This is a genomic window from Pseudomonas sp. GW821-FHT09D08 (assembly GCF_059416305.1).
Window position 1 is genome coordinate 23,554 of sequence record NZ_JBWKOX010000004.1, and the last position, 12,549, is coordinate 36,102.

The 12,549-nt window shown below is 60.7% G+C and carries 11 protein-coding genes; 2 read left to right on the plus strand and 9 right to left on the minus strand.

What is annotated here, in order from left to right; translation table 11 throughout:
* Positions 1-39: 39 nt before the first annotated feature.
* The 5 genes from AC07OP_RS09090 to AC07OP_RS09110 all read right to left on the minus strand — a co-directional run bounded on the left by AC07OP_RS09090 (position 40) and on the right by AC07OP_RS09110 (position 4,429).
* Complete coding sequence (locus tag AC07OP_RS09090; protein WP_027608018.1) at positions 40-1,269, minus strand: nucleoside recognition domain-containing protein; 1,230 nt, start codon at positions 1,267-1,269, stop codon at positions 40-42.
* A gap of 98 nt (positions 1,270-1,367) precedes the next feature.
* Entirely contained in the window at positions 1,368-2,699 is a 1,332-nt protein-coding gene (gene gltP / locus AC07OP_RS09095) for a glutamate/aspartate:proton symporter GltP (RefSeq protein ID WP_115488288.1), read from the minus strand.
* A 727-nt stretch (positions 2,700-3,426) separates the two neighbouring features.
* Positions 3,427-3,894, minus strand: a complete 468-nt coding sequence (locus tag AC07OP_RS09100) for an inhibitor of vertebrate lysozyme family protein (protein WP_027608020.1) — start codon at positions 3,892-3,894, stop codon at positions 3,427-3,429.
* 2 nt (positions 3,895-3,896) lie between these two features.
* The gene (locus tag AC07OP_RS09105; RefSeq protein ID WP_003170804.1) at positions 3,897-4,061 is read right to left on the minus strand and encodes a DUF1328 domain-containing protein; all 165 of its coding nucleotides are present in this window, start codon (positions 4,059-4,061) and stop codon (positions 3,897-3,899) included.
* An 83-nt stretch (positions 4,062-4,144) separates the two neighbouring features.
* Complete coding sequence (locus AC07OP_RS09110) at positions 4,145-4,429, minus strand: hypothetical protein (RefSeq protein WP_065938050.1); 285 nt, start codon at positions 4,427-4,429, stop codon at positions 4,145-4,147.
* 378 nt (positions 4,430-4,807) lie between these two features.
* On the opposite strand from AC07OP_RS09110, the gene algB reads away from it, so the two are divergent.
* Together algB and AC07OP_RS09120 are read left to right on the plus strand one after the other, a co-directional pair.
* On the plus strand, positions 4,808-6,154 hold the full coding sequence (algB, locus tag AC07OP_RS09115; protein ID WP_027608022.1) for a sigma-54-dependent response regulator transcription factor AlgB: 1,347 nt from the start codon (positions 4,808-4,810) through the stop codon (positions 6,152-6,154).
* A 10-nt stretch (positions 6,155-6,164) separates the two neighbouring features.
* The gene (locus tag AC07OP_RS09120; protein ID WP_495100734.1) at positions 6,165-7,952 is read left to right on the plus strand and encodes a KinB sensor domain-containing domain; all 1,788 of its coding nucleotides are present in this window, start codon (positions 6,165-6,167) and stop codon (positions 7,950-7,952) included.
* A gap of 7 nt (positions 7,953-7,959) precedes the next feature.
* Here AC07OP_RS09120 and AC07OP_RS09125 read toward each other — a convergent pair whose 3' ends face one another.
* The 4 genes from AC07OP_RS09125 to dsbA all read right to left on the minus strand — a co-directional run bounded on the left by AC07OP_RS09125 (position 7,960) and on the right by dsbA (position 12,411).
* Complete coding sequence (locus AC07OP_RS09125; RefSeq protein ID WP_495100735.1) at positions 7,960-8,736, minus strand: N-acetylmuramoyl-L-alanine amidase; 777 nt, start codon at positions 8,734-8,736, stop codon at positions 7,960-7,962.
* A gap of 87 nt (positions 8,737-8,823) precedes the next feature.
* Positions 8,824-10,890 (minus strand): GGDEF domain-containing protein, encoded by a 2,067-nt coding sequence (locus tag AC07OP_RS09130; RefSeq protein WP_146476870.1) that lies wholly within the window; start codon positions 10,888-10,890, stop codon positions 8,824-8,826.
* Positions 10,887-11,765 carry an endonuclease/exonuclease/phosphatase family protein gene (locus AC07OP_RS09135; RefSeq protein ID WP_065937860.1) on the minus strand — a complete coding sequence of 293 codons (879 nt, stop codon included), beginning with the start codon at positions 11,763-11,765 and terminating at the stop codon, positions 10,887-10,889. The genes AC07OP_RS09130 and AC07OP_RS09135 overlap by 4 nt, the downstream gene beginning before the upstream one ends.
* 10 nt (positions 11,766-11,775) lie before the next feature.
* Positions 11,776-12,411 (minus strand): thiol:disulfide interchange protein DsbA, encoded by a 636-nt coding sequence (gene dsbA, locus AC07OP_RS09140; protein WP_027608027.1) that lies wholly within the window; start codon positions 12,409-12,411, stop codon positions 11,776-11,778.
* Positions 12,412-12,549 lie beyond the last annotated feature (138 nt).

A 12,549-nucleotide genomic window follows, 5' to 3' on the forward strand; every position in this document is an offset into this window, starting at 1 on the left:
AATGTGGGAGGGGGCTTGCTCCCGATAGCTATTTAAGCCTCAGCCAAAGAACCAGTAGCACACCGCAATCGCCGCAACTACACCGGCAAACTCAGCCAGCAACGCGCACCCTACGGCATGCCGCGCCCGCTGGATGCCGACCGAACCGAAGTACACCGCCAACACATAAAAGGTGGTCTCCGTACTGCCCTGAATCGTCGCCGCCACCAACGCCGGGAAGCTGTCCACGCCCTGGGTCTGCATGGTCTCGATCAACATCGCCCGGGCCGCGCTGCCGGAGAAGGGCTTGACCATCGCCGTCGGCAAGGCGTCGACAAAGCGCGTGTCCATGCCCGTCCAGGCCACCACATGGCGAATGCCTTCGAGGCCCAGGTCCAGCGCGCCGGAGGCACGCAACACGCCCACCGCACAGAGCATCGCCACCAGGTACGGCAACAGGTTCTTGGCAACGTCGAAACCTTCTTTGGCGCCTTCGACAAATGCTTCGTAGACCTTCACCTTGCGCAGTGCGCCGATCAGCAGGAACAGCATGATCAGGCCGAACAACGTGAGGTTGCCGAGGATTGACGACAACCCGGCCAATGCGGTGGCCGAGAGGGTCGCCAGCAGGGCCATGAACCCACCCAGTACCAATGCGCCTGGAACCAGGTAGGCCAGCACCACCGGGTCCCACAGCCGCAGGCGCTGCATCACCGCCACCGACAGCAGGCCCACCAATGTGGATGCGCTGGTGGCCAGCAGGATCGGCAGGAATACCAGGGTCGGATCGGGCGCACCTTGCTGGGCGCGATACATGAAGATCGTCACCGGCAACAGGGTCAGGGAGGATGCATTGAGCACCAGGAACAGGATCTGTGCGTTAGTCGCCGTGTTAGGGATGGGATTGAGCTCTTGCAGCGCCTTCATGGCCTTCAGGCCGATAGGTGTTGCTGCGTTATCCAGGCCCAAGCCGTTGGCGGCAAAGTTGAGGGTGATCAGGCCAATGGCCGGGTGACCGGCCGGCACCTCCGGCATCAAGCGCAGGAACAGCGGACCCAGGGCCTTGGCCAGCCATTCGACAATCCCGGCTTTTTCGGCGATCCGCAAGAAGCCCAGCCATAACGTCAGGGTGCCGAACAACAGCACCATCACTTCCACCGACAATTTGGCCATGGCGAAAATGCTTTCGACCATCGCCGCGAAAATCCCGGCGTTACCGCCCACCAGCCATTGCGCCAGTGCTGACACCATTGCCACGACAAAGAAGCCAAGCCACAGGCCATTGAGCATCAGTTGAATCCCCCGAAAGATGGGGCGAATGATAGCGGGGCTGGCAGAAACGACAAACCCCGGAATTATCCGAGGTTTGTGTCAGCGCAATCGTACGATCAGCCGCGAGTGATCTCGCCGGCCGGCAGCGCTTCCTTGGTGCGCCAGTGCGGCAGGGAGTTCCAGTAGCGCTCGCCCTTGGCGTCGTCGTACATGCCTTCCCAACGGGAGATGACCAGCACGGCCAGGGCGTTGCCGATCACGTTCAGGGCGGTGCGGGCCATGTCCATGATGCGGTCGACACCGGCGATGAACGCCAGGCCTTCCAATGGGATGCCCACGCTGCCCAGGGTGGCCAGCAGCACCACGAAGGACACGCCCGGCACACCGGCGATGCCTTTGGAGGTGACCATCAGGGTCAATACCAGCATCAGTTGCTGCCCGATCGACAAGTCGATGCCATACAGCTGGGCGATAAAGATCGCCGCGATGCTCTGGTACAGGGTCGAACCGTCTAGATTGAACGAGTAGCCGGTCGGTACCACGAAGCTGCAGATGGCCTTCGGCGCACCGTAGGCTTCCATTTTCTCGATCACACGCGGCAGCACGGTTTCGGAACTGGCGGTGGAGTAGGCCAGCACCAACTCGTCCTTGAAGATGCGGATCAGCTTGAGGATCGAGAAGCCGAACAGGCGAGCGATCAGGCCCAGCACTGCAAAGGCGAAGAACAGGATGGCGACGTAAACCAGAATCACCAGCTTGGCCAGCGGCAGCAGGGAGGCGAAACCGAAGTTGGCCACGGTCACCGCGATCAGTGCGAATACGCCGATGGGAGCGTACTTCATGATCATGTGGGTGACTTTGAACATGCTCTCGGACACGCCCTGGAACATCGTCACCAGCGGCTCGCGCAGATCCGGCTTGAGGCTCGACAGGCCCAGGCCGAACAGCACGGAGAAGAAGATGATCGGCAGCATCTCGCCACGAGCCACCGCGGCGAAGATGTTAGACGGGATCAGGTTGAGGATCGTCTCGATGAACGCGTGCTCATGCTGCACCTCGGCGGCGGTCGCCTGGTACTTGGAAATATCGACGGTACCCAGGGTACTCATGTCGATACCTGCGCCCGGGTGGAACAGGTTGGCCAGCAGCAGGCCGACCACGATGGCGATGGTGGTGACCACTTCGAAGTAAAGGATGGTTTTGACGCCGATGCGCCCGAGTTTTTTCGCGTCACCGACACCGGCAATGCCGACGATCAACGAGGAAATCACAATCGGGATCACGATCATCTTGATCAGGCGGATAAAGATATCGCCCGCTGGCTGCAACACATTGCTGATCCACCAGGCCTTTTCAGCACTGAAATGGTTGAGCACTGCGCCGATTGCGATCCCCAATACCAAACCGATGAGGATCTGCCAGGCGAGGCTTAGCTTTGCCTTCTTCATGTCATTACCCTTACTTCAAGTGGACTTAAGGCAAATGCGCCAGCTGCAACGCTCGAGAGCGAAAAAGTGTGCGCATCTGCCTCCATGGAAGGTCACCGCAGCATGGCCGAAATGGCTTACTGGCAGGCGAAAAAAGGCGCAACTATTCCCATGCAAGGGGACGACGTCTAATGCCGTAAACGCCTACCCCATGCCAAATCGGCATGACTTTTTTCCATAATAACTGTCCGAACGGTCAGTTCAAATGTGACATTTTGTCCGGTGAATATGCCGTGAACCGGCCAATTCAGGCTCGCGCAGAGATTTTGCAGGTCTTGGAGAGGTTGGCAGAAATGCCCGGGAACTCTGCCGTCGAGCGTCGGAAACGTCCTATGGCGCGAGCAAAACTTTCTCGATAGATGGTCGCCCCGACACACCCAGTAATGGTTGGTCGAAAGCAAAATCAGGATTTACGGCTATGGGCGGCATATGAGGCGGGAATAAGAGTCACAAGCCCGCCGCAAGTTCAGCAAGCCGTGGGCTTGTGAACCTGCGTCGCAGCTTTTCGCCTGACCCGGCCCTTGCGCAGGCACTCCCTGTGCCCGTAGGTCACGCCGATCCCGATTGATCAGAGCAACCCGGCCCCCTGGTCATGCATCACCCTTGGCGGGCAATGCAGACAGAAAGAAGCGGGGGGCTTCTTTCTATGGACGCTGATTGCGCAGACGACAGACGCGTCAGACGCAACCTAGTACCAATTCGGATCTTTCTTCAGCTGCTCCATGAGCAGCTTTTGCATGCCTTCGTCCGGCTTACCGATAAACCGATAATCGGCGTGCCGCGTCGGGGACTTGTCCGCCGGCAAACCGGCCGGGACTTCCACCAACATGGCGTAGGCATCTTCCTTATCGAGGCTGAAGGCGACGATCAGGCGCTTTTGAAGGCATGTATCCGCAGTTTCGCAGAGCGGCCCCACCAGGTACTTGTCGCCATCTTCTTCCACGGCATTCATTTGCTCGGCCGTGCCCGAAAGGTTCATCACCCATTCCGGCAGGCGCTCTTCTTTCTTTACCACGCCTTGCCAGGTCTCGCGGTATTGCGGGTCCGCACTGAGCAATTCGTTGGCTCGGGATTGGCCGTCATTGGCGGCCATCGCCAAGCCGCTGCCGCCCAAGAGCAGGGCGGCAGCAATGGCTTTGAGGGACAAAGTGGTCATATTCAGCCTCGGCCGCGACGACCAAAGAAGAACGAAGCAATGAACATCACCAGGAAGACGACAAAGAGAATCTTGGCGATACCCGTGGCGGTGCCCGCGATACCACCGAAGCCCAAGACTGCAGCCACAATGGCGATGATCAGAAATGTGATTGCCCAACTCAACATGGTGATTCTCCTTACGCTTCTTTTAAGAGGTAACAGCGGTAGTGCCGGACGGGCGCTCGACATCAAGCGACCGACGTTCTTGCTTAAAACACCCAACGCTCTTGAGTCGGCAGCTCGCCCAGGGTGGAATCCTGGTCGGCCACACGCAATTGCGGGGCGGTTACATCGGCGCTACGGGTGCCAATGGAACTGAAATGGGTCTGGGTCGTAACCGGACGGTCGAACGATGGGGCTTGCTGCTGACTCTGCTGCCATTGCTGCAACTGCTGGCCTGCAATCAGCGTGACCATCAGGGCCAGGCTGGCAAACAGCCCTTGTTGCAAGCGCAGTGGCGATACACGCAGTTGGCTGAGGCTTTGGCGAGTCATGCTGCATTTCTCCCACATTCTGATTATTCGTTGGGATAGCTATTGCAGAGCGCATGCCAGCTTTTTTATAAAATAAACATCAATAAAATCAACAACTTAAATATATGCATTAGGTCATTCGCCCAGCATCCTGCACGATGCCGCCTACTACGCCGTGCGAAATGCACGATGGTCAGTGGTCGGATGAAGGGATAGAAAGCACAGAGGGTGGTGCCGAAGGGACAGACAGCATGAAAACGCTGTCAGGCGGGACTTCGCAGGAAGCCGCGCAGATAGCTGCACGACATCGCCTTTTATCGATCAGAATAAACCATGCAACTTGCCCGATTATTCCGGGACTAAACACCATCATTTATATAGTTAAGGAGCGCGGGACAGATGGAATCAGCCAAGGAACTTCAAGGCCGCATTCTTTTAGTGGATGACGAGTCCGCGATCCTCCGCACCTTCCGTTATTGCCTGGAAGATGAAGGCTACACCGTCGCCACCGCCAACAGCGCCGCCCAGGCCGATGCCCTGATGCAACGCCAGGTGTTCGACCTGTGCTTCCTGGACCTGCGCCTGGGTGAAGACGATGGCCTGGTGGTATTGGCCCAGATGCGTATCCAAGCGCCGTGGATGCGCGTGGTGATCGTGACCGCCCATTCCGCCGTGGATACCGCCGTGGACGCAATCCAGGCCGGTGCCGCCGACTACCTGGTCAAGCCTTGCAGCCCCGACCAACTTCGCCTGGCCACCGCCAAACAGCTGGAAGTGCGCCAACTTTCCGCGCGCCTGGAAGTATTGGAAGGCGCCGTACGCCAGCAGAAAGACGGCCTCGACTCCCACAGCCCGTCAATGATGGTTGTGCTTGAAACCGCACGCCAGGTGGCGGGCACCGATGCCAACATCCTGATCCTCGGCGAGTCCGGCACGGGTAAAGGCGAACTGGCCCGGGCCATTCACGGCTGGAGCAAGCGCGCGAAGAAATCCTGCGTGACCATCAACTGTCCGTCCCTGACGGCAGAACTGATGGAAAGCGAGCTGTTCGGCCATAGCCGTGGCGCCTTTACCGGTGCCAGTGAGAGTACGCTGGGCCGAGTTAACCAGGCGGACGGCGGTACGCTGTTTCTCGACGAGATCGGCGACTTTCCCCTCACTCTGCAACCCAAGTTGCTGCGATTTATCCAGGACAAAGAGTATGAGCGCGTGGGCGACCCGGTCACCCGTCGCGCCGATGTGCGTATCCTGGCCGCCACCAACCTGAACCTGGAAGACATGGTGCGCGACGGTCGCTTCCGTGAAGACTTGCTGTATCGCCTCAACGTCATCACCTTGCACCTGCCACCGCTGCGCGAGCGCAGTGAAGACATCCTCACCCTGGCAGACCGTTTCCTGGCGCGCTTCGTCAAGGAATACGCCCGCCCGGCGCGAGGCTTCAGTGATCAGGCGCGCGAAGCGCTGCTCAACTATCGCTGGCCAGGCAATATCCGCGAACTGCGCAACGTGGTGGAACGCGCCAGCATCATCTGCCCACAGGAAAAGGTCGAAATCATCCACCTCGGCATGGCCGAGCAACCGACCAATAACGCCCCACGAATTGGCGCGGCGCTGAGCCTGGACGAGCTGGAGAAAGCCCATATCGGCGCCGTACTGGCCACCAGCGATACCCTGGACCAGGCCGCCCGCACCCTCGGCATCGACGCGTCGACCCTGTACCGCAAACGCAAACAGTACAACCTGTGAGCTGCACCCTATGAAGCTAGCGATGAAACTGCGCACTCGGTTGTTCCTGAGTATCTCAGCGCTGATCACCGTCGCCTTGCTGGGTCTGATCCTGGGTCTGGTCAGCGTCATGCAAATGGCCAAGACCCAGGAGTCCCTGATTCGCAGCAACTTCGTCACGCTGGACCTGGGGCTCAAACTGCGCCAAAGCCTGGGCGATCAATTGATCATGATGCTGGAACATCGCCCCGATCCGCAGGCATTGCAAAGCTCCAAGCAGCGTTACTTCGACCTGCTGGACCAAGGCATCGCCCATGAGCAACGCGACGGCCATAGCCACGGCTTCAGCCAGGCGCGGGCCCAATACCAGGACCTGCTGGACGCCTTCGAGCAATCCCAGCAGGCGTCGCCACCACCGGGCAGCAAGGAAAAACTCACCGAAACCTTCAATGTGCTGCGTAACGGGCTGATTGCCGAACATAAGCAGGCCTTGGAAAACATCAGCACCAGCGAACATAAATCCCGCGCACGCGCCTTGCTGATCGCCGGTTTGCTGGGGTTGGTGGGCCTTGCCGTGCTGATCATCGGATTTGTCACGGCCCATGGCATCGCCCGGCGATTTGGCGGCCCGATCGAAGCGCTGGCAAAAGCAGCGGACAAGATCGGCCAGGGCGATTTTGAAGTGACGCTGCCGCTCTCTTCGGCAGCGGAAATGAACCTGTTGACGCGTCGCTTTGGTCTTATGGCCGAGGCGGTGCGCCAGCATCAGGCGACTAACGTTGACGAACTGCTGGCCGGCCAGCAACGCCTGCAAGCCGTGCTCGACAGCATCGACGACGGCCTGCTGATGATTGACCGCCAAGGCCGCCTGGAGCATCTCAACCCCGTTGCACAGCGCCAATTGGGCTGGGACGAGGAACGCCTCGGCCAAGGCCTTGGCGAAGCCCTGGTGCGCCCGGAGCTGGATGAACAACTGCAACTGGTGTTGCGCGGCGGCACTCTGGAGCGCGCGCCGGAGGATCTGGAAGTCGAAGTCGAGGGCGAACTGCGCCTACTGACCTACAGCCTCACCCCCGTCAGCCATACCCAGGGACATATCCTTGGGGCGGTGATGGTGCTGCACGACGTTACCGAACAGCGCGCCTTCGAACGGGTACGCAGCGAATTCGTCTTGCGCGCCTCCCATGAACTGCGCACGCCGGTGACCGGCATGCACATGGCGTTCGGCCTGTTCCGTGAACGCGCGAAGTTCCCGCCGGACTCCCGTGAAGCGGACCTGCTGGATACGGTCAATGAAGAAATGCAGCGCCTGATGCAGTTGATCAACGACCTGCTCAATTTCTCGCGCTACCAGAACGGCCTGCAGAAACTCACCTTGGGCCCCTGCGACGTGACCGATCTGCTCGAACACGCCCGCGCGCGCTTTGTGGAGCCCGCCAATGCGCAACACATCGAACTGCTGGTAGAAGTGCAATCCGACCTGCCACGGCTGTATGCCGACCAGGCGCAATTGGAACGGGTACTCGACAACCTGCTGGGCAATGCCCTGCGTCATACCGCCGACGGCGGGCAGATTCGCCTGCAGGCCCGACGTCATGGCGAACGGGTGATTATCAGCGTCGAAGACAACGGCGAAGGTATCGCTTATGGCCAGCAAGGGCGCATCTTCGAACCCTTTGTCCAGGTTGGGCGCAAGAAGGGCGGCGCCGGCCTGGGGCTGGCGCTGTGCAAGGAGATCGTGCAATTGCACGGCGGCCGTATGGGGGTGTATTCGCGGCCGGGGCAGGGCACCCAGTTCTATATGGCGCTGCCCTTGTAGGCGCCAGCTAGCGCCGGTTCAGGGCACGCAGGATGGCAGCACTTTCGGCATCCGGCACACCATCGAACCGGGATGGCCGGAAGCGCATCTGGAACGCCGCGATCACATGGCGCGTGGCGACATCCAACTCACCCGTCTGGGGTGTCGGGTAACCGAGGAGCGCCAATTCTTCCTGGAACCAGGTAACGCTCGGCAATTCAGCGGCGTACTGCACCTGGAAACGGGCGACGGCCTGGGCATCCGGCCACACACTCAGGCCTTCATCGGCCAGGCGCTTCCAGGGGAACAGCGGCCCCGGGTCGAGCTTGCGCAGCGGCGCGATATCGCTATGGCCGATGATGTTCCTGGGGTCGATGCCATTGCGCTTGCTGATGTCCTTGAGCAGCACCACCAGCGATTTCACCTGGGCCTCGGAGTAGGGGTACCACAAGCGGCCCGTCGGGGTGTCCTTGTAGCCAGGGTTTACGATCTCGATGCCGATGGAGCTGGAATTGAGCCAGGTACGCCCCATCCACTCGCTTTCTCCCGCATGCCAGGCACGTTGGCTCTCATCCACCAGCTTGTAGATGGTGGCGCCGGCGTCGTCACCGATCAGGTAATGAGCGCTGACCTGGCCGTGGGTCAGCAGGGCGAGGGAACGCTCAAGGTTAGTGGAGGTGTAGTGCACGACCACGAACTGCACGCGGTTGTCGTGATTCGCCGAAGGGTGGCGGGTGTCCAGGCGCGGACCACTGGCGCAGCCGGCGAGCAGAAGAAATACACAGGCGAAGTACAAGGATTTCATGGCGGAAGACAGTACGCTGAAGACGATAATGCAACAGTGTAACGTACCGTTTGTGGCCAGCGGTCAAATTACACGATGGAACGCCTTTTACGCGGCCTGCACCTGATTACGCCCAGCCGCCTTGGCCCGATACAACGCCTCGTCGGCTCGCTTGAGCGCCAGCTCACTGCGCTCACCCGGCTGCAGTTGCGCCACGCCCATGGACACGGTAATCGTCACCGGCTCGCCCTTGAAGTGGAATGGGCAGGCGGCAATCGCGGCACGCAGTACTTCCCCCACTGCCAGGGCGTCCGAGAGGGACGAGTCAGGCATCAGCAACACAAACTCCTCACCGCCAAACCGCGCTATAAAGTCATTGGGGCGCAGGCGCTTGCGCAGGACGTTGGCGATGATTTTCAGCACCTTGTCACCCGCCAGATGGCCATAGCCATCGTTGATGCGCTTGAAGTGATCCAGGTCCAACATCGCCAGCGACAGGCTATTGCCACGCTGGTGCCAGGCATTGACCTCATGGTCCAGACGCTCGCTCCAGGCCGCACGGTTAGGCAAACCGGTGAGCGGATCGACCAGGGCCTTCTGGCGTTGCACCTCCAGGTGCTCACGGTAACCCTGGGCTTCCTGCTCCATATTGGCGACCCGCTCGGCCAGGCCTTTCAGGCGCGCCGCCACTTCCTGCTCGCGCTGGTCACGTTGTTGCTGGTGCTCGTCCATGGTCCCGAGCAAACCCTCCAGATGGCTTTCGAGCACCTGTTTGAGACTGTCCAGGTCCGCGGCTTCCTGGACACTGCTTTGCAGGCCGTCGACCTGTTCGCGAATCTGCGTGTCCAGCTCCCTGGCAGCGGAGCGGCTGTCGGCATGGCCGTCGCTGGCCACCTGCAGATGGCCCTGGAAGGCTTCAAGGCGTTCGTTGAGCTGTTTGAGGTAAGCCTCAAACTCGTGCTGGCCGCTGTCGGTGATCGCCAGCATCAGCACCGCCAGGTCATCGAGGATCGGCAGCAATTCGTACCAATTCAAGCCGTGGGCCAAGCGTTCACGCATGGCTTCGGCCTGGGGCCGATGGCGCTCGGGCAGGGCCAGCTCCTCCAGCAGGCCGATCAGGGTATCTTCGATGTGCTTGGCCACGGAGCTGTACGATGGCTCCGGTGAATCCGGCAGGGAGTAGAGGCCATCCGATTGAAGTTCGTCGGGGTCCGGTTCTTCGACGTCAAGAACCGGAGGGAACGAGAGGCTGCCGATCACCGTCTCCTGCGGCGCCTCGACGGCAACCTGCGGCGTTTCGATAAAGGCGGCGAGCGCGCTTTCGGTGGCGGGCTCTTGCAACTGCGGCTCAGGCTCCCAGGGCTCGACAGGTGCTGGAGATACGTCGACAGCCGCAGCTACTGCGGCCCTTTGGGCAGGCGCCTCGTACACAAACTTTTCACTGGCGACATCGGCGGCCTTGGCGGGCGCTGCGGCTTCGGGCTGCGCGGCAAGCGGCGCCTGAGGCGGCGGCGCAAAGGCCCGCAACGCTTGCGTCAACTCGTCGGACTGCTCGGGCTCCTGGGGCTCGGCGGCGGGCTTGGGGGCAACAGGGGCCGGCGGCGGACTGGGGATGGGCTCGCTGGCCGGCGCCTCGCTCGAAGCGTCCTTGGCCCCAAACAGGCGTTGCAACAAACCCGGCCCGGGACGCACGGTTTCACCGTCCGGCTCCAGGTTATCCAGCGCCTGCCCTTGCAGGCTGCTCAACTCGCTGAGCAATAAGGGAATCTCGCGCGCCTGACTGACGCGGCCATCCAACTGCTTGGCAAAGGTTTTCAGCGGACGGGCGACCTCACGGGGCAGCGGCAGCTTTTGCAACTGCGTGACCAGGGAGGTCAGTGCGGTGCTCATCTGGTCGATCCGGGTTTCGCGGCGCTGCTCCGAATCCAGTACCGCCTTCTCCAGGCGCGGCAGCAAGGCGGCGAGGGCGGCGTCCATGTCGTCGGTACGCACGACGTCGCGCATTTCCTTCATGCACTGGTCAACCGCGCGGTCGGTGCCTTCTGCCGCCAGTGTGCTGCGCACCAGCCCACGACGCAGCAGGTCGAGGCGGGCAGCCCAACGGCGTTCGAGCTTTTCTTGTTGCTCGATGCTTAACAGGTATTTTTCTTTCCAGCGCTGGGCGTCGTCGCTCATGCAAGGGGTCCGCGAGGGCCGGGGCTCAACGCGGGCAATGCATCAGCCGTGAGCGAACCCGGCAGACGAATCTCTACCGCGACTGGCAGGTGATCGGAGATGGGCTGCGCCAGTACCTGCACACTCTCGAGTGTGAGGCTCGGGCTGAGCAGGATATGGTCAAGACAGCGTTGCGGGCGCCAGCTGGGGAACGTGGCTTCGACTTGCGGCGCCAGTAACCCGAGGTCACGCAACGGGGAATTCAGCAGGAGGTCGTTCGCATGGGTGTTCATGTCACCCATCAACACCTGATGCTTGTAGTTGCCGATCAGGTCGCGCACGTAGGCCAACTGCAGGTTGCGCGTACGCCCCCCGAGCGCCAGGTGCATCATCACCACCACCAAGGCCTCAGGCCCTTCGCCAAACCGCACGAGAATCGCCCCGCGCCCCTTGGGGCCCGGCAATGGGTGATCTTCGATGGAGGTGGGCTTCAAACGACTGAGCACACCATTACTGTGCTGCGCCAGGCGTCCGAGGTTGCGATTGAGCTGCTGGTACCAGTAGGGGAAGGCCCCGAGGTGCGCCAGGTGTTCGACCTGATTGATATAGCCGGAACGCATGCTGCCGCCGTCGGCTTCCTGCAGGGCGACCAGGTCGAAATCATTCAACAGGTCGCCGATCTTCTGCAGGTTACCGGCCCGTCCGTTGTGGGGCAGCAAATGCTGCCAGCCCCGGGTGAGGTAGTGTCGGTACTTCTCGGTGCTGTTGCCCACCTGGATATTGAAGCTGAGCAGGCGCAGGCGGTTGTCGGCCGGCAAACCTGTGGACTCCAGATGATGTTCGTTGACCTGCGGTTCACGCAGGCCAACCACACGTTCAGTACCCCAGCGGCGCATGAGGAGCCCCTTACTTGGCTGCGCGTTCTTTGGCAATCAACTGGTCGGCAACGTTGAGGGTCGCTTCAGGACCACCGGTGGTGCCCAGGTCGAAACGGTACTTGCCGTTGACAATCATGGTCGGTACGCCTTGCACGCCGTACTTCTGCGCCAGTTCCTTGGCCTGCTTGATCTGGCCCTGGATGGCGAAGGAGTTGAAGGTGGCCAGGAACTTGTCCTTGTCGACGCCTTGGGTGGCAATGAAGTCAGCCATTTCGTCCGGCTTGGTCAGGCGCTTGCCTTGTTTCTGGATGGCGTCGAATACCGCGTTGTGGACCTTGTGCTCCACACCCATGGCTTCCAGGGTCAGGAACAGTTGGCCGTGTGCATCCCATGGGCCGCCGAACATGGCGGGGATGCGCTTGAAGTTCACGTCCTTGGGCAGCTTCTCGACCCAAGGATTGATGACCGGCTCAAAAGCGTAGCAATGCGGGCAGCCGTACCAGAACAGCTCCACCACCTCGATCTTGCCCGGTACCGAAACCGGCACTGGGTTGGCCAATTCAACGTAGGTTTTACCGGCTTCAAGCGGCACATCGGCAGCTTGCGCGGTCATGCCGAAAAGGCTGGCAGTGACGAGAGCGGCGCTGAGGATCAGATTACGCATGCTTTACTCCTGGACAAATAAAGTCGCCTCACGCGACCTTTGTTGTGACAGGTCTACGCGGGCATGAGTTCGTTAGTGTAACGGCAGCGGCCACAAAAAAGGGCGGCCTAAGCCACCCTTTTTATGCTTGCATCGATG

Excerpts from the sequence above, each read along its gene's own strand:
- AC07OP_RS09090 (WP_027608018.1), bottom strand. The coding sequence starts at position 1,269 with ATGCTCAATGGCCTGTGGCTTGGCTTCTTTGTCGTGGCAATGGTGTCA.
- gltP (WP_115488288.1), bottom strand. The coding sequence starts at position 2,699 with ATGAAGAAGGCAAAGCTAAGCCTCGCCTGGCAGATCCTCATCGGTTTG.
- AC07OP_RS09100 (WP_027608020.1), bottom strand. The coding sequence starts at position 3,894 with ATGACCACTTTGTCCCTCAAAGCCATTGCTGCCGCCCTGCTCTTGGGC.
- AC07OP_RS09105 (WP_003170804.1), bottom strand. The coding sequence starts at position 4,061 with ATGTTGAGTTGGGCAATCACATTTCTGATCATCGCCATTGTGGCTGCA.
- AC07OP_RS09110 (WP_065938050.1), bottom strand. The coding sequence starts at position 4,429 with ATGACTCGCCAAAGCCTCAGCCAACTGCGTGTATCGCCACTGCGCTTG.
- algB (WP_027608022.1), top strand. The coding sequence starts at position 4,808 with ATGGAATCAGCCAAGGAACTTCAAGGCCGCATTCTTTTAGTGGATGAC.
- AC07OP_RS09120 (WP_495100734.1), top strand. The coding sequence starts at position 6,165 with ATGAAGCTAGCGATGAAACTGCGCACTCGGTTGTTCCTGAGTATCTCA.
- AC07OP_RS09125 (WP_495100735.1), bottom strand. The coding sequence starts at position 8,736 with ATGAAATCCTTGTACTTCGCCTGTGTATTTCTTCTGCTCGCCGGCTGC.
- AC07OP_RS09130 (WP_146476870.1), bottom strand. The coding sequence starts at position 10,890 with ATGAGCGACGACGCCCAGCGCTGGAAAGAAAAATACCTGTTAAGCATC.
- AC07OP_RS09135 (WP_065937860.1), bottom strand. The coding sequence starts at position 11,765 with ATGCGCCGCTGGGGTACTGAACGTGTGGTTGGCCTGCGTGAACCGCAG.
- dsbA (WP_027608027.1), bottom strand. The coding sequence starts at position 12,411 with ATGCGTAATCTGATCCTCAGCGCCGCTCTCGTCACTGCCAGCCTTTTC.